This window comes from Halorubrum alkaliphilum (assembly GCF_017873815.1).
GTDB classification, from domain to species: domain Archaea; phylum Halobacteriota; class Halobacteria; order Halobacteriales; family Haloferacaceae; genus Halorubrum; species Halorubrum alkaliphilum.
In genome coordinates this window covers 68,128-84,577 of the sequence record NZ_JAGGKQ010000002.1, presented here as the reverse complement: position 1 = coordinate 84,577, position 16,450 = coordinate 68,128, and the positions used below count along the sequence as shown (strand labels likewise).

The following is a 16,450-nucleotide window of genomic DNA, read 5'->3' as shown; positions in this document are numbered from 1 at the left end:
TGTTCGACCGGTCCTAGCGCACCGAGTCGAGAAGGAGCCGCTGTTCGACCCGTTTTACTTCGTGTTGAACGTCGCGGACGGCGTCGATGTTCGCGGAGATGGACGAGACTCCCTTCTCGACGAGGAACTCGACCATCTCCGGTTTCGAGCCGGCCTGCCCGCAGATGCTCGTATCGACGCCGCGCTCGCGACACCGATCGATCGTGTCGCCGATCAGGCGTAACACGGCGGGGTGAAGCTCGTCGAATCGGTCGGCGACGTGACCGTTGTTCCGATCGACTGCCAGTGTGTACTGAGTGAGGTCGTTGGTCCCGAAGGAAGCGAAGTCGATGCCGGCGTCCGCGAGCTCGTCGATCAACAGGGCGCTCGCGGGCGTCTCGATCATCACGCCCCACGTGTGGTCCTCGGGGTCAATGCCAGCTTCTTGGAGATGGCGTTTCACGCCCTCGATGTCGGTCGCGTCGTTGACGAGCGGAAACATCACTTCGATGTTGTCGTATCCCATCTCGATGAGCCGGCCGAACGCCGCGAGCTCCTGCCGGAACGGCTCCGGCTTGTCGAGACTCCGGCGGGTCCCGCGCCAACCGAGCATCGGATTCGGCTCCACGGGTTCGCCCTCGCCGCCCTCCAGTTCACGGAACTCGTCGGTCGGCGCGTCGATGGTCCGCACCCGAACCGGCCGAGGATAGAACTCCTCGGCGACCGCCCGGATCCCGTCTATCAGCTCGTCCTGATACGCACGCGCGCCGTGATCGGCGATGTACCGCTCGGGCGTCTTCCCGAGCGAGAGTACCATGTGCTCGATCCGGAGCAGTCCGACGCCGTCGGCACCGGTGGCGGCCGCGCGCTCGGCCGCCTCCGGGATCGAGACGTTCACCTTCACTTCCGTCGCCGTCATCGGTTTCACCGGCGTCTCCGGTCGCGCCGCCTCCACCGGTTCGAACTCCTCGGCGGGCTCCGCGCCCTCGTCCGCGCCGGCCCGAACCGTCCCCTTGTCGCCGTCGATCGTGACCGACCCGCCGTCCTTCAGTACGCGCGTCCCGTTACCGGTCCCGACGACGGCGGGGACGCCGAGCTCCCGCGAGATGATCGCGGCGTGGCTCGTCATCCCTCCCTCATCGGTGACGATCCCCGCGGCGCGTTTCATCGCGGGCACCATGTCCGGCATCGTCATCTCCGTGACGAGCACGTCTCCCTCCTCGACCTGATCGAGGTGATCGAGCTTGTCGACGATCCGCACCGCACCCGAGACGGCTCCCGGGCTCGCGCCGAGCCCGCTCACGAGGACGTCATCGCCTCCGTCCTCGCCCGCTTCGCCGTCTCCGTCACCGATGGCGGCTGCGGCCTCGTGACCGGATCCGGCGTCGCCATCCGTCGTCTCGGACTCCCCGGACGCCCCGTCCGCGTCCTCGCGGATCGTCGTGATCGGACGGGACTGGAGCATGTATATCTCACCCTCGAAGACGGCCCACTCGACGTCCTGTGGCGTTCCGTAGTGTTCCTCGACGCGCTCGCCGAGGGTTACGAGGTCGTCGATCTCGGCGTCGGAGAGGACGCGTTCGGTTCGGCGCTCCTCGTCGAGGTCGAGCTGGACGGTCTCGCCCGATTCGGGGTCTCTCACCATCTCAACCTTCTTGTCGGCGACCGTGACGTCCTCGACGGTCGCTCGACTGCGGTCGTACACGTAGTTGTCCGGCGAGACGGTCCCCGAGACGACGGCCTCTCCGAGCCCCCACGCGGCCTCGATCGTCATCTGCGGGTCGCCGGTTGACGGATGGCTGGTGAACATCACGCCGGATTTTTCCGCGTCGACCATCCGCTGGACGACGACCGCGATGTCGACGTCCTCGTGCGGGAAGCCGCGCTGCTGGCGGTAGTAGATGGCGCGCTGGGTGAAAAGCGAGGCCCAACACTCCTTCACCCGTCGGAGCAAGTCGGCCTCGCGGACGTTGAGGAACGTCTCCTGTTGGCCGGCGAACGAGGAGTCGGGGAGGTCCTCCGCGGTCGCCGAGGAGCGGACCGCGACGAACGCCTCGTCGTCCTCGGTCCCCATCGAACGATAGCTCTCCAGAATCTCCTCGCGAACCGGGTCCGGGAACGGGGTCTCCGTGATCAGCTCGCGGGCGGTCGCCTCGGCTTCCCGGAGCGCGGTCGAGTCCTCGGGGTCGACGTCGACGGCATCGAACAGGGTCTCGTCGATCCCCGCCCCCTCGATGAACTCCCGATAGGTTCCCGCGGTGACGACGAACCCCGGCGGGACCGGAAGGCCCGCACCGATGAGTTCACCTAGCGACGCTCCCTTGCCGCCGACGACTCCCACGTCGTCGGCGTCGACGTCCTCCAGCCAGAGTACTGCCATTCGTTACGCGAGGTTTCCACAAGCCGACGCATGAATCTTCCGGAGGGTACAACGTAGAATAAATGTTACTCACGATCGAGTTGTCCTGGAGGCCAATCACCGTGGTTCGTGTCAGCAGACCCAGCCACTGCGGATCGCACCGCGCCGGTTGACTCGATCGGTGAGCGAAAGAGGGCCGAAATCGTCGGGACGCAACGAACCGACAGTCGGTCCGTAACACGTCATACGAACCACGGATTACTATACTTACGTACCGCTCAGCCGATCGCCCCGGTACCGTGTTACGGATACTGTAACACCGTTTGCCCCTCACGTCGACTCGAGTCTGCGGCGCTCGGTAGCGAGCAGTCGCTCCCAGAGACCGAACAGGCGGCTGTCGAGGTCGTACGCCGTGTCGACCCGACGAACCCACGCGTCGTCCGAGAAGAGCAGCGCCTGAAACCGCCTCACGTCGGGTGAGAGCCGATCGCGGGTTCCGGCGTAGTACGCGAGCGACTCCCGCCGGGTCCGCGCCACGAGGTCGTCGGGGACGGCGATCCCGTCCGCGGTCGCGACGTGGACGAACCACTCCAGATGTAAGAGCGCGTCCGCGAGGAGGAATCGCTCGCAGAATCCAGAGACGCCCGCAAGCGCCGGATCCCCGTCGATACGGACGTCGCGTGGACGCGAGAACCGCGGCGCAGTGACGGTCGCGTCGGACGCGTCCGCGACCGCGCCGGCGACCCGACGAAGCCGCCAGTCGGCGTATCGAACCGGTGCGAGCAGGCCGATCTCGTACCATACCGGCATCCACTCGCAGTACGGTTCCGAGAACGCGGCGTCCGCGAGCAGCGTCGTCGCGACGGACCGTGCCGCGGCCGGGGAGAGCTCCTCGGGCGCGTCCCCGAGCGCGGTCGCTATTCGGTCGCCGTCGAGCGCGTCGGCTCCTGTAAAGTCCATTCCGTCGGCGACGTGGCGGGTGTACGCACGGCTCGCGGCATACCAGTCCGCGAACGCGTCCGGCGTCGTCAGTCGGAGGAGGCGGAGGACGGTGATACCGAACGAACGGGCGGCGAGGACAAAACGGCACCGACCGCTCGGGGGCCAACCGATCTCAGTCACTCCCGTCGAGCGCGTCGTCGAGCCCCCACTCGCTCGCGCGCTCGGCCGCCTCCTCGCGTGCCTGCTCGCGGATCGCCTCGATCCGCTCGTCGTCCTCGAGGAACGCCGCGACCGCGTCCGCGTCGTCGCCGTCGTCCGTCTCCAGTCGGTGTGCCGGGGCCGCCTCCCGCGTCCGGTCCGCGAGATCCGGTGCGTCGGCGAGTTCGGTCGCGACCGCACCCGGCGGGACCCGGAGCGCCTCCTCCTCGTGGGCGGCGGCAAGCGCGTCGGCGGCGACTGCGTACAGTTCGACCCGATACGGGCCGGGGACGGCGAGTTCGGCGAGCGCGTCGGGGCCGCCCCTGTCGCTGACGGTGTTGTACGCGAGCACCGGGACGCCGTCTGCGAAGGTAACGACACCGCGAGCGTCCCCCTCCAACAACAGCGTCTCCTGTGGAACGAGCGTGACGTATCCGGTCAGCTCCCGGTCGAGCACGGTCGACAGCGTCGTTCCGACGTCGGAGACGACGCGGGAGCGAAGGAGGTCTCCCCGCGGGATCCGGAGCTCCGGCCCATCCGTTGCCCGCGTCATGGCGTGTCGGGCACCACCGCGCTCTTGAACCGGGCCGCGACCGCTTCGCCGTCGCCGTCGCGCACGTCGAGTCGCGCGGCCGCGTCGCGGTACCGGACCGCCGGCTCGCTGTCGGGTGCGTGTGCGAGAAGCGGCATCCCGGAGCGGCGGGCCGCGCGCACGACGTCGCTTTCCGGGACGCTCGCGAGCACCGGCCCGCCGAAGTGCCGTCCTGCCTGCTCGGCCACGTCGGCGGACTCGTCACGGACCTTGTTGAGGAGCACGCCTGCGGTCTCGGTGCCGTACGAGCGGGCGTACTCCTGAACCTTCAGACCGTCAGAGAGCGCCGGGATCGTCGGCTCGACGACGACGACGACGCGGTCGGCGAGCACGACGGGCAACACCGCGGACTTCGAGGAGAGCGCGGCTGGCGAGTCGAGCAACAGCACGTCCGTGTCTCCGGCGAGTTCGGCGACCACCTCGCGGAGGCGAGCGGGGTCCGCGGCCTCGAACCCTGCGAGCGACGTGCCACAGGGGACGACGGACATCCCGAAGCGGTCGTAGGTGGCCTCGGAGACGTTCGTCGCGGTCCCCTCGACGAGCAGATCGTGGAGGGTCACCGTCGCGTCGTCGAGCCCGGTATGAAAGAGTAGGTTCGCCATTCCGGTGTCCGCGTCGACGACGGTGACGTCGTACTCGTCGGCCAACGCCATGCCGAGCGCGAGCGTACTCGTCGTCTTGCCGGTGCCGCCCTTTCCGCTGGCGACCGCGAACGCCTCGACCATGCCCCATCGTCCGTGTCGCTCGGCTAAAACCTATCCATCGCGGGCGGTCCGCGGGTCGCGACGCGCTTCCGCGTCGGGACAGAGTTTTGCCCGCCCGCGTCGATATGGAAGTATGGTTACCGTCGTCACCGCATCGGAGTTCCGGGACATGGTCGACGCGGCGCGCCGGCAAGAACGCTCCCTCACCGTCGTCGACACGCGACCCGAGGACAGCTTCACGGGGTGGCGGATCGCCGACTCGATCAACTACTTCTACAAGCCGTTTCACGAGTTCGATCGCGACGAGTTCGAGGCCGAGACGGGGGTCGGTCCCGAAGACACCGTCGTGGTCACCTGCGCGAAGGGGAAGGCCTCTCTCGACCTCGGCGAGGAGCTCACCGCCGCCGGCTACGAGGACGTATCCGTGATCGACGACGGAATGCGCGGCTGGTCGGCCGTGTACGACCACGCCGAGATCCCTCTCCCCGACGACGGGGAGGCCCCGCTCGACATCGTCCAGATCCAGCGCCGCGCCAAGGGATGTCTGGGGTACCTCGTCGTGGGCGGCACCGAGCCGCGCTCCGACGGTTCCGACCGCGTCGCCGTCGCTGGTTCCGATGGCTCCGACCGCGTCGCCGTCGCTGGTTCCGATGGCTCCGACCGCGTCGCCATCGCCATCGACGTCTCCCGTCACGGCGAGGAATGGCGGGCGGCCGCCGAGAAGTACGACGCCGAGATCGCGGCCGTCCTCGACACCCACGTCCACGCCGACCACCTCTCCGGGGGGCGCGCGCTCGCCGACGAACTCGACGTTCCCTACTACCTCCCGGCCGCGGCCGCCGAACGCGACGTGGCCCACGCGTTCGAGCCGATCGGGCGCAACGAGGTCCTCGATGTCGGCGGAATCGACCTGAAGGCGCTCGCGACGCCCGGCCACACCGACGACATGGCGAGCTACCTCGTCGGAGCATCAGCCGTGCTCACCGGCGACACGCTGTTCACCGACAGCGTCGGCCGGACGGAGCTCCAGTTCGCGGCCGGCGGGGACGAGAGTCAGGAACCCATTGGCGCGCGCACCGGTGCGGAGCGACTCTACGACTCGCTACACGGGACCCTGCTCGCGGAGCCGGACGACGTGGTCGTCCTGCCGGGGCACTTCTCGGTCGCGAACGACGGGACGACGGGCGACGTGACGCCGGGCGAGCCGGTTGCGACGACGGTCGGCGAGGCGCGGACGGGGATCGATCTCCTCGACCGCGATCGGGAGTCGTTCGTCGACCGGATCACGGCGACGCTACCGGAGAAGCCGCCGAACTACGAGTCGGTGATCGCGGCGAACCGCGGGATCGAGTCGCCGCCCGACGAGACCGCCGCCATCGAGCTCGAACTCGGCCCGAACCGGTGTGCGGCCGAGCCGATCCCGGAGAGTGAGGCGGACGACTGAGCGGCGGGCAGGAGTGCCCGCACGGCGTCGTCGATCCCGCTTAGACGTCCTGTAGCTCCGCGTCACGCAGCGCCTCGTTGAGGTCCTCGCGGACCCGCTCGCCAGTCTCCCGATCCATCGCGGTCGTGACGATCCGGTTCTCTTGGACGCTGGAGCCGTCACGGAGGAGCAGACGTACGTTCCCGTTCGTGCCCGCGCGGGTCGCCTTCGCGCGGAGCCCGGTCCGCGAGCCGGTCCCACCGGCGTCGATCGGGCCGGGAACGATTTTCTTGACGTGCGGATGCGAGGCGACCGTCTGGACCGCCTTCCGACCCTTGCGATCGCCGATGAGCGTCGAGTGCGAGCCGCCGATCTTCTCGCGGGGCGGGGTCTCGACCACCTCCAGCGCGCGGTCGCCGCGGCGGTCGAGCACCCACGCGACCACGTCGCTTTCGGCGGGGTGGCCGTCCCGACCGCTCTCGCCCGACTCATCAGTGGGGTCGGCGTCCGGCACGCGGTAGAACTCGTGGTGGATCTGCGCGCGGGTCTCCCGCAGCGGGTCGCGTGCGCCGGCGGCGTAGACGGTCTCCGGTCGTTTCCGGCGGATCTCGTCGGCGACGCGGCCGGCGAAGTTGCGCAGTTGAATGTGGGTCAGGTCCTCGTCGCGCTCCGGGCGAGTCGTGATCGCCGTGTGGCCGACCACGTCGTCCTCGTCGAGCATCGTCAACTCGGCGCGATCCGGGTCGAACTCGACGACGACCGCGTTGCTGTTGGCAGTGTGGCAGGTGAGACAGTAGTCCCCGGGCTTGTCGAGGGGCGTTCCACACTGCCGGCAGTTCATACCGGTGGGAGGGGCGTAGCGCCTAAAAGGGCGTCCGTTCCGGGCGTCCGTCGAGTCCAGAGCGTGATCGTTCGTCGTGTGATCGCACGGTCGTCCGGTCGTAGTCGCTCACGAGTCGTCGGTTCCGTCGAAATCCCGTCGAGATCAGGGGTTGAAATCATCCAGAACTGACACGACCTGTGTACTGGATACAGGGCGCGAATCGGTCAGTACAGACGCAGTCGTGAGTGATGGCGGGAGTGAGTCTCTCAGAGTGGGAGCGACAATATCGTATATAAACCGACCACGAACAGGTGCGACGATTATTTATAAAGAATGCTGCGGTGGCGCGCCCCGGTGAGCGCCGCAGTACGGCGCTCACCGACGGTGCGAGGTCGACGGCGCTCCGCGCCGGCTGTCAGAGAATCTTCGATTCTCGCTGGAGCCCGGAACGGCGCTTATAAGCGCCGTTCCGGCGAGGATGGGGAGGTGTGAGGTTGTGCTGCTGTGCGGGGCGGGACTCGAAGGGGCAGCGATTAAAAGGGCGTAGGCGACCCAAGCACCGCAAAGAGCGAGTGAAACGAGCGACTGAGGCGCACAGCGAGCGTACGCCCTTTTAAGCGCTGGGGCTTTGGACCCGTTCACCGCCGATTCATACTCAATCACTTATGAACCGCCGCCAGCAACACCACTCGATCACTTATAAACAACCACTCCACCGTATTGCGCGACGTGCTCCCGGAATCGGTCACTACGCAATTCTCGCCGACCAGCTGTTTCAGGTGAGAATATCTCTGAATGATGGGATTTCAATAGATCCGATATGCTTTATAAATGTTCGCGCCTCCTCTCAGTCCAGACACGCCGCGACCACACGCAGCGCGGCCTCGCCGCGCACCTCGTTCGCCAACAGCGGCACGCGCTTCACGTCGCGGCCGCGGAACATGTCAGTCGCCCCTCGCAGGGCGTTCTGTTGGACGTCCCACCGTCGGGCACAGAACTCGCAGTGCTCCGGGTCGGGCTCGACGATCCAGTCGGGGTCGACGTCGGCAACGCCGCTTACCCGCTCCATCACGCGGTTGACGACGAGCGTGTTCACGGGAATGCCGAACTCGTCGAGCCGGGCGATCAGCCGCTCGGACTCGACGACGCTCATCTCCTCGGGGATCATCACCACGCGGAAGTCCGTCCGCTCGGGGTCCTGTAACACACCCCGCAGCCGCTCGATGCGTGCTTGAAGCTCCTCGAGGTCCGCGGAGGGGTCCGCGCCGTCGTCGCCGCCGAACATCCCCGTTAATCCGTCCATCATCCCCGAGAAGCGCTGGCGCATCTTCATCACGCGCCCGATCATCGAGTCCATGATCTCGGGTAGCTGGAGCAGCCGCAGGGTGTGACCGGTGGGTGCGGTGTCGACAATCACCCGGTCGAACCGCGTGTCGTCGAGATACTCCAACAGCTGCCGCATCGCCGCAGCCTCGTCCGCGCCGGGCATCGTCCCGCCGAGAAGCGAGCCGGGAGCATCGTCCATCCCCTCCGCGGCGTCCTCGGCCATGCCCTCCATGCCGCCGCCGGCCATCCCACCCATCATTCCGCCCATCGCGTCGCCCATGTCCCCCATCCCGCCGAGGGGGTCGCCGTCGGCACCGAACATTCCCTCGTCCATGGCGTCGTCGGGGTCGATCTCCGCCGCAAAAAGCGGCATGTCATCGCGGATCCGCGCCGGCGTGGCCGGCACGTCGATGCCGAACGTGTCCGACAGCGAGTGTGCCGGGTCCGTGGAGACAACCAGCGTCCGGACGCCGCCGGCTGCCGAGGAGAGCCCCGTTGCGGCCGCCATCGTCGTCTTTCCGACGCCGCCCTTCCCGCCGTACAGCACGTAGTCGGGGGCGTCGACCCCCTGCGGGAGCCGCGTCCCGTCGTCGCCGACGAGCGCGTCGTCGGGGTCGGCGGCGTCCGGCTCGTGGCCGGTCTCCGTTCCGTCGGCGGCCCCCGACTCGTCGGCGGAGTCCGTCTCCTCGACACGGTCGACCGGCTCGACGTCGATATCGTCCATGGACGGTACTGGTGGCGGCGCGTTTGTGTACCCGTCGGTACGGAGCGGCGAGACATCGACCGGAGAGCCTGGAAAGTCGTACAGGAGGCGGGCGCGAGCGCCCCCGCTACACCGATCCGTCGAGCCGGTCGACGACGGCTTGGAGGTCGGCCTCCGTCTCGATCTCGCGTTTCACGTTCTCGCGGCGGCGAACCGCCCCCGAGTCCGCCTCGTACGCTCGCACGTACTCGGCGCGGGTGTGCTCGTCGAACGTGTGTCGGATCGCGAAGTAGCCGTCCGGGACGATCGTCCCACACACCTTACACTCGTGACGCTGGTGGTCGCGCGTCTGATGGAGGATGAGCGACTCCACGCCGTCGAAGACGGCGTCACAGTCCTCGATCCCACACGCCCAGGGAGCCATACTCCATAGTGCCCGCCGGGGGCGTTAACGGTTTCCCCCGACCCGGACCTGTCACCGGTACGGACGTCGAACGATACGCCTTTTGACTGCTGTCCGGTACTCCGAACCGTGAGCCGACCCCGAACGCGCGTCGACACCCACGTGAAGGTGCTCGACGAGCGCGTCGTCGCCCGCGCGAAGGACCGCGGGATCGACGCGCTCGTGTACGCCCCCCACTTCACGCGGCTACCGACGATCCGCGACCGTGCCACCCGCTACAGCGACGACGACCTGACGATCGTTCCCGGTCGAGAGGTGTTCACCGGCGACTGGGGGAACCGGAGACACCTGCTCGCGCTCGGACTCTCGGAGCCCGTTCCCGACTACATCACCTTCGAGGGCGCGATGGCGGAGTTCGACCGGCAGGACGCCGCCGTGCTCGTGCCCCACCCCGAGTTCGCGACGGTCTCGCTGACTCGACCCGAGATCACGGCACATGCCGCCCGGATCGACGCGATCGAGACGTACGACGCCAAACTACTCCCCCACCAGAACGCCCGCGCCCAGCGGATCGCCGACGAGCTCGATCTCCCCGGATTCGGCTCGTCGTACGCGCATCTCCCCTCGACGGTCGGCGAGGCGTGGACCGCCTTCGAGGAGGACCTCCCCGACGCCGACGCCGTCGTCGACGCGTTCCGTGAGGGTCGCCCGCGAACCGTCGTCCATCGCAGCGGGATCGGCCATCGGATCCGGGGACTCGTCGAGTTCGCGCACATCGCCTACGAGAACACGTGGGTCAAAGCCGACCGGCTGTTCCTCTCCGGCGACGAGCCAACGCTCCCGTCGAACGTCGCTTATGAGGGGCGGTTCGACGACGTGAGCGTGTATCGCTAGGCTTCTCGCCCACGTTCCTCGCCCGCTTAGATCCCGAGTCCGGCGGTTGCCGCCGTGAGGTCGACGTCGAGTTCGACGACGTACGTGTGGACCGCCCAGAACGCGGCGACCTCGAGCGCGGTGATGATCACGGTCACGAGGTCGGCGTACTTGCTGCTCGTCGTCACGCCGAAGGGAAGCGAGAACTCGTTGTCCGAGAGCGGGTGGAACAGCGCGATTCCCCGGCGGCTCCCGACCAGATCGAGGATGTAGTGCGTGAGTACCCCGACCCAGACGAAATGGAGGTTGTCGAAGAAGATCGGGTACGCGAGAAAGATCGCGAGCACCGGGAGGCTGTGGAGCGTCTTCCGGTGTTTTCCGAACGCGGTGTCGACATCCGGGAACAGCGCGCCGAGGACGATCGGGACGGTGATCTGGCCGATCTTCGTCGCGGTGTCGAGGTCGGCACCGGGCTCCAACACGAACCCGATCCCGACGGCGAGCAACAGCGCGTTCAACACGTGACCGCGTTTGTTCATGATACCCCCTTTCGGGGGCGTGACTCAAAAGGCACGGATCGCGTGCGCGGACTGCGTCCCGAAAGAGCCACGGCGGCGGCCGCCCAGGCGTCGGCATGGAGTACGAGGAGCCGAAGTTCTTCCACGTGATGGAGTACGCCGCGGCCGCCGACGGCGACGTGGTCGACATGGTGAGCGGCAACCCCGACTGGGAGCCGCCGGCCGCGCTCCGGGACGCCCTCTCGGAGTACGCGAACGGACCGTCCGAGGCGTTCCAGTATCCGCCGAGCGAAGGGATCAGGGGGCTCCGGGAGTCGATCGCGGCCCGTCGAAACGTCGACCCCGACCGGATCGTTGTCACCAACGGAACGGGCGAGGCGAACTACCTCGCCATGGCCCGGGCGTTCGAGCGCGACGCGGGCGACGAGGCGCTGTTGATGGATCCGGTTTATCCGTACTACCCCGGCAAGACCGAGCTACTCGGCGGAGAGCCAACGCTCGTCCCGACCGAGCGGGACGGGAGCCTCGACATCGAGGCGGTCCGTGCGGCCGCGAGCGACGGGACCGCGCTGATCGTGTTGAACACCCCGAACAACCCGACCGGAGCGGTGTACGACGTCGAGAACGTCCGGGAGGTCGTCGAGGTCGCCGAGGCGGTCGACGCGCTCGTCGTCGTCGACGAGGTGTACGACCACTTCGACTTCTCCGGGCGCTTCGAGTCCGCGCTAACGCTCGACTCGGAGCGCGTGATCGTCACGAGCGGCTTCTCGAAGTCGATGGCGATCACGGGGTTCCGGGTAGGGTACGCCGTGCTCCCGGACGAGCACGCGTTTCCCGCGAAGGCCAGACATATGCTCGTGAACGTCGCCGGGTCGCGGCCCGCCCAGTACGCGGTCGCGGAGGCGCTTTCCGCCACCGACGCGGACTACTACGCCGAGGCGCGCGACCGCCTCGCGGACCGGATCGACGCGTTCACCGCCGCCCTCGACGAGGCGGGCGCGGCGTACACCCGCCCTGAGGGAGCCTTTTACGTCCTCGCGCGGTTCGACGGGTTCCCTGGAACAATGGCAAACGTCAAACGACTGATCGACGAGGCGGGCGTCGCCGGGATGCCCGGCGAGACGTTCGGCACCGCCCGCGACGAGTGGATCCGGTTCGCACTGGTGACGCCGCGTGCGGTCGAGGCGGCCGAGCGGCTCGTCGAGTACTTTGCGTCGGATCGGAAAGCGTGCCGCGAGGAGTCCTAGCGACCTCCGATTGGGGACCACTCGGCGAGGGTTTCGCGGTACTCCGCAGCCAGCGTGGCGACGACGAGTCGGTCTCGGGGATCGACCCCGAGCAGTCGGTGCGTCGCGAGGTAGGCGGCAATACCGACGAGCGTTCCGACAGCAACGGCGACGAGACCCGGAAGCGCCTCCCGGACCGCGAGCATACAGGCGACCATGACGCCCCCAGCCGCCAGCGGCGTCAGGAAGGTCCGGTCGAACGGCCATAACCCTTCGAACCGACGAAGGAGCAGGACCTGTACTCCGTTTTGGACGGCGATGGCCACCGACGTTCCGAGGGCTGCCCCGACGAGGTCGTACTGGAGAACGAAGACGTAGGTGAGGGCGACGTTGAGAACGGCGAGCAGCCAGTCGAGTATCATTCTGGCGTACTGGTGGTCGGTCATCATGAGGAGCCACCCGGTCGCCCCGACGGCGCTCCCGACGAACACGCCGCCCAGATACACCACGAGCGGGAGGTATCCACGGGTGTACGCGGATCCGAACACGGCGAGCAGCTCCGCTCCGTAGACGCCGAGGACCGCGATTACTGGCAGGACCGTTGTGACTATCAGACGTGTCACGGAGGCGTACACCGCGTTGAGCGTTTCGATTCGGTCGGCAGCGTAGAGGTCGGACGCGACGGGCGGAAGGAGTTGATTAAACGAGAGCAACGGGATCCACGCGAACGAGATCAACACGAGGACGACGTTGTACACCCCAGCAGCAACGGAGGTGAGAAGCGCCCCGACGAGCAGGACGTCGACGCGGTTCTGGAACACCTTACCGAAACTGCTCATCGCGACGGGTCCGGCGTGGTTGTAGAACTCGGCTACGTTCCGGCGTGCGCCTCGGAGCCGCGGTCTGATCCCGGTTGCGCGGATGGACATCGGAACGCCGAGGACGACGAGCAGTAGCGTCGCGAGAACGATCGCCCCCACGACGCCAACGACCGAATAGCTGAGCGCAAGGGCGATCACGGCACCGACGAGCCGGACGCCCGGCCGAAGAAGTTTGTTGAACAGAACCTCCCCGCGCGCCGATCCGATCGCCCGAAAGACGGCCGCGACGATGCTCACGAGACCGAGAAGGCCGATAAGCGGCCCGAACAGTCGCAGTGTCGGTGTGAACGTGGGGTCCGCAACCGTACGCTCGTTAATCCACGGGGCCACATACCAGATCCCGGCGGCCATCAGGAGTCCCGCCACGACCGTGGTCGCGTACGCTAACCCCGTGATCCGTGACCGGCGGCCGGGGTCGTCTCCCGCCGCCGGGAGAAACCGTTGGAGTGCGGGCACGCTCCCGACGGTAACGAGCTGGACCAGCACCTGCGTGATCCGCCACGCGTACGCGTAGACCCCGTACGTGGCCGGGCCGAGTCCGCGGGTCAACACGAACTCGGTCGCGGTCGTCAACGCCCGTTGTGCCGAGACCGCACCACCGGTGACGACGGCTCCGCGAGCGATCGTCGCCAGCGCCTCGCGTTCGTCGCTCGCAACGGTTTCTTGGGCGTCGGCACCGCCGGTAGGCGACGAACTGTTCCCGCCGGACGCGTCGCTCTCAGTCGCGTCGTCAGGCTCTACTGTCCGATCGTCGGCCACGGTCTGCCCGCTCGACCGCAGCGGGTTCCCGGGGGTAAGCGGATCGATCGCGGCCGGACCGATGGCCTATCCGAAGTTCTCGACCTTCGCGGCGTCGGCGTCGCCGCCGGCGGCCTCGATCGCTGCTTCGGCGTCGGCAACCAGATCAGCGAAACCGTAGACGAAGAACGTCTCGCCGTCGGCACCCGTCAGGACTTCGTCGACCGCGTCGTCGAGCGGCTCGTCAGCGTCGAGGAGACGAACCGCCGCGCCACGGGCCCGTAGGTCGTCGAGTCGGTCCGCGTGTGAGACATCGTCGTCGCGGTAGACGATCGCGGTCTCGGCGTCCTCGTCGAGCGCGCGCTCCGCGATGGCGACGGCCGGACCGACGCCCGGACCTCCGGCGACGACCACCGCGCGTGTCTCGCCGTCGTAGTGCTGATCGCCGAACGGGCCCGAGAGCGTCATCTCGGTGCCCGCCTCGACATCGGCGAGGAACGCGGAGAACTCGCCGCCCTCCTCGGGGTCGATCCCGACCGTGACCTCGAAAGTCTCGTCGACCGTCGGCGAGGAGAGCGTGTAGAACCGGGCGACGTGCTCGCCGTCGATCTCGGTTCCGAGCTTCACGAACTGTCCGGGCTCCGCGGTGAACCCGTCGGGGGTATCGAACCGGATCGCGTACGTGTCCGGGCCGACCGTTTCGACCGTAGCTACCGTGACTGTCGCATCCATATCCTCGATGGGGTCCTCGGACACAAACGTGTTCCCGTCCGTCCCGACGAACCGATCGCAATCCCTTTTCGACGGATGTCGAAATCAAATGGGACGACGAGGGTCGATCGTGAGGGTTATGGAAAACATTCGTCCAATTATAATTCGTTAACAGGCTATGTACGCTATATTTACCTTGAATACTATATATAATTGGACGTTCGTTTTAAACTCAGTCGATAGCTCCTTCCAGAAGCCTTTTGATGAGTCCGGCGAAACCTGCGACATAGCAATGGCTGCGGACTTCAACTGGGCCGTCGGCGGGGAGGCCGGCGACGGCATCGACTCGACCGGGAAGATCTTCGCGCAAGCGCTCTCCCGAGCGGGTCGACACGTGTTCACGTCGAAGGACTTCGCCTCGCGGATCCGGGGCGGCTACACCGCGTATAAGGTGCGGACATCCGTCGACAAGGTACAGAGCGTCGTTGACCGACTCGACGTGCTCATCGCGTTGACCCCCCGGACGATCGAGGAGAACCTCGACGAGCTCCACGGAGGATCCGTGATCATCTACGATGGCGAGCGAACGACGATGCAGAACGTCGAGATCCCCGACGAGATGATCGGTCTCGACGTTCCGCTCAAGCGGCTCGCCGAAGAGGCCGGGGGAGCGATCATGCGGAACGTCGTCGCGCTCGGCGCGGCCTGTGAGGTCGCCGAGTTCCCCATCGAGAACCTCGACTCCGCGCTCGAAAAGCGGTTCGGCGACAAAGGGCAGAAACTCGTCGACAACAACAAGGAGGCGGCCCGCGCGGGCCAGTCGTACGTCGCCAAGGAGTACGACCACGAGTTCGACTACGACTTGGAGACGACCGACGAGGATTACGTCCTCCTCAACGGCGACGAGGCGATCGGGATGGGCGCCATCGCCGCGGGCTGCCGCTTTTACGCCGGCTACCCGATCACGCCCGCGACCGACGTGATGACGTACTTGACCGGCCGTATCGAGCAGTACGGCGGCCACGTCGTTCAGGCGGAAGACGAGCTGTCCGCGATCAACATGGCGCTCGGGGCCGCCCGCGGTGGCGCGCGCGCGATGACGGCCACTTCGGGTCCCGGAATCGACCTGATGACGGAGACGTTCGGACTGATCGCCACCTCGGAGACCCCGCTCGTCATCTGTAACGTGATGCGCTCGGGCCCCTCGACGGGGATGCCGACGAAGCAGGAACAAGGTGACCTGAACCACATGCTGTACGGCGGCCACGGCGAGATCCCCCGGTTCGTGGTCGCGCCGACGACGATAGACGAGTGTTTCTGGAAGACCGTCGAGGCGTTCAACCTCGCCGAGAAGTACCAGCTCCCCGTCTACCTTACCGCCGACCTCTCGATGGCGGTCACCGAGCAGACGTTCTCGCCGGAGGCGTTCGATATGGACGAAGTCGAGATCGACCGCGGCTTCGTCGTCGACGAGTCGAACATCGACGGCCACCTGAGCGAGTCGGGCGGCTTCCAGCCCCACGAGATCACCGACGACGGGATCTCGCCGCGGGCGTTCCCCGGCACCGCCGACGGGGCACACATGTCGACCGGACTCGAACACGACGAGCAGGGTCGACGGACCGAGGACACCGAGATGCGCGTCGAACAGGTCGACAAGCGCAACCGGAAGGTCGAGACCGCCGAGGCGCGCGAGGACTGGAGCCCGCGCGAGTTCGGCGACGCTGACGCGGAGAACCTCGTCATCACGTGGGGCTCGAACGAGGGGGCGCTCGTCGAGGCGCTCGATCTCCTCGCGGACGACGGGGTCGACGTACGGGTGCTCTCGGTTCCGTATGTCTTCCCGCGGCCGGACCTCACTGACGCCGTCGAGGCGGCCGAGAACGTCGTCGTCGTCGAGTGTAACGAGACCGGACAGTTCGCGGACATCGTCGAACACGACGTGCTCGAACGCGTCGACCGCGTGAACAAGTACACCGGCGTGCGATTCAAGGCCGACGAACTCGCAGCGGAGATCAAAGCAACCCTCACGACGGGGGTGGAGGCGTAAC

14 protein-coding genes are annotated in these 16,450 nt (G+C 67.2%); 4 read left to right on the top strand and 10 right to left on the bottom strand.

Going from position 1 to position 16,450, the window contains the following annotated elements; all coding sequences use genetic code 11:
• Positions 1–13: 13 nt before the first annotated feature.
• From ppsA to J2751_RS01630, 4 genes are all read right to left on the bottom strand, one after another.
• Positions 14–2,359: a phosphoenolpyruvate synthase gene (gene ppsA, locus J2751_RS01645; protein ID WP_209482729.1), complete on the bottom strand. Its 2,346-nt coding sequence runs from the start codon at positions 2,357–2,359 to the stop codon at positions 14–16.
• A 309-nt stretch (positions 2,360–2,668) separates the two neighbouring features.
• Positions 2,669–3,298 (bottom strand): hypothetical protein, encoded by a 630-nt coding sequence (locus J2751_RS01640; protein WP_209482879.1) that lies wholly within the window; start codon positions 3,296–3,298, stop codon positions 2,669–2,671.
• A 154-nt stretch (positions 3,299–3,452) separates the two neighbouring features.
• Complete coding sequence (locus J2751_RS01635) at positions 3,453–4,031, bottom strand: hypothetical protein (protein ID WP_209482728.1); 579 nt, start codon at positions 4,029–4,031, stop codon at positions 3,453–3,455.
• Complete coding sequence (locus J2751_RS01630) at positions 4,028–4,795, bottom strand: nucleotide-binding protein (RefSeq protein WP_209482727.1); 768 nt, start codon at positions 4,793–4,795, stop codon at positions 4,028–4,030. The genes J2751_RS01635 and J2751_RS01630 overlap by 4 nt, the downstream gene beginning before the upstream one ends.
• Before the next feature lie 112 nt (positions 4,796–4,907).
• On the opposite strand from J2751_RS01630, the gene J2751_RS01625 reads away from it, so the two are divergent.
• Positions 4,908–6,218: an MBL fold metallo-hydrolase gene (locus J2751_RS01625; RefSeq protein WP_209482726.1), complete on the top strand. Its 1,311-nt coding sequence runs from the start codon at positions 4,908–4,910 to the stop codon at positions 6,216–6,218.
• Positions 6,219–6,258: 40 nt separating this feature from the next.
• Here the strand turns inward: J2751_RS01625 and J2751_RS01620 are convergent, their stop codons facing one another.
• From J2751_RS01620 to J2751_RS01610, 3 genes are all read right to left on the bottom strand, one after another.
• Positions 6,259–7,038, bottom strand: coding sequence for a DUF2103 domain-containing protein (locus J2751_RS01620; protein ID WP_209482725.1), 780 nt, complete (start codon positions 7,036–7,038; stop codon positions 6,259–6,261).
• 829 nt (positions 7,039–7,867) lie between these two features.
• Positions 7,868–9,070, bottom strand: coding sequence for an ArsA family ATPase (locus J2751_RS01615; RefSeq protein ID WP_209482724.1), 1,203 nt, complete (start codon positions 9,068–9,070; stop codon positions 7,868–7,870).
• 106 nt (positions 9,071–9,176) lie between these two features.
• Positions 9,177–9,473 carry a DUF7565 family protein gene (locus J2751_RS01610; RefSeq protein ID WP_209482723.1) on the bottom strand — a complete coding sequence of 99 codons (297 nt, stop codon included), beginning with the start codon at positions 9,471–9,473 and terminating at the stop codon, positions 9,177–9,179.
• Positions 9,474–9,581: 108 nt separating this feature from the next.
• Between J2751_RS01610 and J2751_RS01605 the strand changes: the two genes are divergently transcribed.
• A complete protein-coding gene (locus J2751_RS01605; protein ID WP_209482722.1) occupies positions 9,582–10,346 on the top strand; it encodes a PHP-associated domain-containing protein in 765 nt (254 codons plus the stop codon).
• A 26-nt stretch (positions 10,347–10,372) separates the two neighbouring features.
• Here J2751_RS01605 and J2751_RS01600 read toward each other — a convergent pair whose 3' ends face one another.
• On the bottom strand, positions 10,373–10,864 hold the full coding sequence (locus J2751_RS01600) for a metal-dependent hydrolase (RefSeq protein ID WP_209482721.1): 492 nt from the start codon (positions 10,862–10,864) through the stop codon (positions 10,373–10,375).
• A gap of 95 nt (positions 10,865–10,959) precedes the next feature.
• Here J2751_RS01600 and J2751_RS01595 point away from each other — a divergent pair, with 95 nt between their 5' ends.
• Positions 10,960–12,090: a pyridoxal phosphate-dependent aminotransferase gene (locus J2751_RS01595; protein ID WP_209482720.1), complete on the top strand. Its 1,131-nt coding sequence runs from the start codon at positions 10,960–10,962 to the stop codon at positions 12,088–12,090.
• Here the strand turns inward: J2751_RS01595 and J2751_RS01590 are convergent.
• On the bottom strand, positions 12,087–13,709 hold the full coding sequence (locus tag J2751_RS01590; protein WP_209482719.1) for a lipopolysaccharide biosynthesis protein: 1,623 nt from the start codon (positions 13,707–13,709) through the stop codon (positions 12,087–12,089). The two genes, J2751_RS01595 and J2751_RS01590, sit on opposite strands and share 4 nt — an antisense overlap.
• A gap of 66 nt (positions 13,710–13,775) precedes the next feature.
• The gene (locus J2751_RS01585; RefSeq protein ID WP_209482718.1) at positions 13,776–14,420 is read right to left on the bottom strand and encodes an FAD-binding oxidoreductase; all 645 of its coding nucleotides are present in this window, start codon (positions 14,418–14,420) and stop codon (positions 13,776–13,778) included.
• Positions 14,421–14,691: 271 nt separating this feature from the next.
• Between J2751_RS01585 and J2751_RS01580 the strand changes: the two genes are divergently transcribed.
• Entirely contained in the window at positions 14,692–16,449 is a 1,758-nt protein-coding gene (locus J2751_RS01580) for a 2-oxoacid:acceptor oxidoreductase subunit alpha (RefSeq protein WP_209482717.1), read from the top strand.
• The last annotated feature ends 1 nt before the right edge of the window (position 16,450 follow it).

Bases quoted from the DNA above. Each gene is read 5' to 3' on its own strand.
- J2751_RS01625 (WP_209482726.1), top strand. From the start codon at position 4,908: ATGGTTACCGTCGTCACCGCATCGGAGTTCCGGGACATGGTCGACGCG.
- J2751_RS01635 (WP_209482728.1), bottom strand. From the start codon at position 4,031: ATGACGCGGGCAACGGATGGGCCGGAGCTCCGGATCCCGCGGGGAGAC.
- J2751_RS01630 (WP_209482727.1), bottom strand. From the start codon at position 4,795: ATGGTCGAGGCGTTCGCGGTCGCCAGCGGAAAGGGCGGCACCGGCAAG.
- J2751_RS01610 (WP_209482723.1), bottom strand. From the start codon at position 9,473: ATGGCTCCCTGGGCGTGTGGGATCGAGGACTGTGACGCCGTCTTCGAC.
- J2751_RS01585 (WP_209482718.1), bottom strand. From the start codon at position 14,420: ATGGATGCGACAGTCACGGTAGCTACGGTCGAAACGGTCGGCCCGGAC.
- J2751_RS01615 (WP_209482724.1), bottom strand. From the start codon at position 9,070: ATGGACGATATCGACGTCGAGCCGGTCGACCGTGTCGAGGAGACGGAC.
- ppsA (WP_209482729.1), bottom strand. From the start codon at position 2,359: ATGGCAGTACTCTGGCTGGAGGACGTCGACGCCGACGACGTGGGAGTC.
- J2751_RS01640 (WP_209482879.1), bottom strand. From the start codon at position 3,298: ATGGACTTTACAGGAGCCGACGCGCTCGACGGCGACCGAATAGCGACC.
- J2751_RS01620 (WP_209482725.1), bottom strand. From the start codon at position 7,038: ATGAACTGCCGGCAGTGTGGAACGCCCCTCGACAAGCCCGGGGACTAC.
- J2751_RS01580 (WP_209482717.1), top strand. From the start codon at position 14,692: ATGGCTGCGGACTTCAACTGGGCCGTCGGCGGGGAGGCCGGCGACGGC.
- J2751_RS01600 (WP_209482721.1), bottom strand. From the start codon at position 10,864: ATGAACAAACGCGGTCACGTGTTGAACGCGCTGTTGCTCGCCGTCGGG.
- J2751_RS01595 (WP_209482720.1), top strand. From the start codon at position 10,960: ATGGAGTACGAGGAGCCGAAGTTCTTCCACGTGATGGAGTACGCCGCG.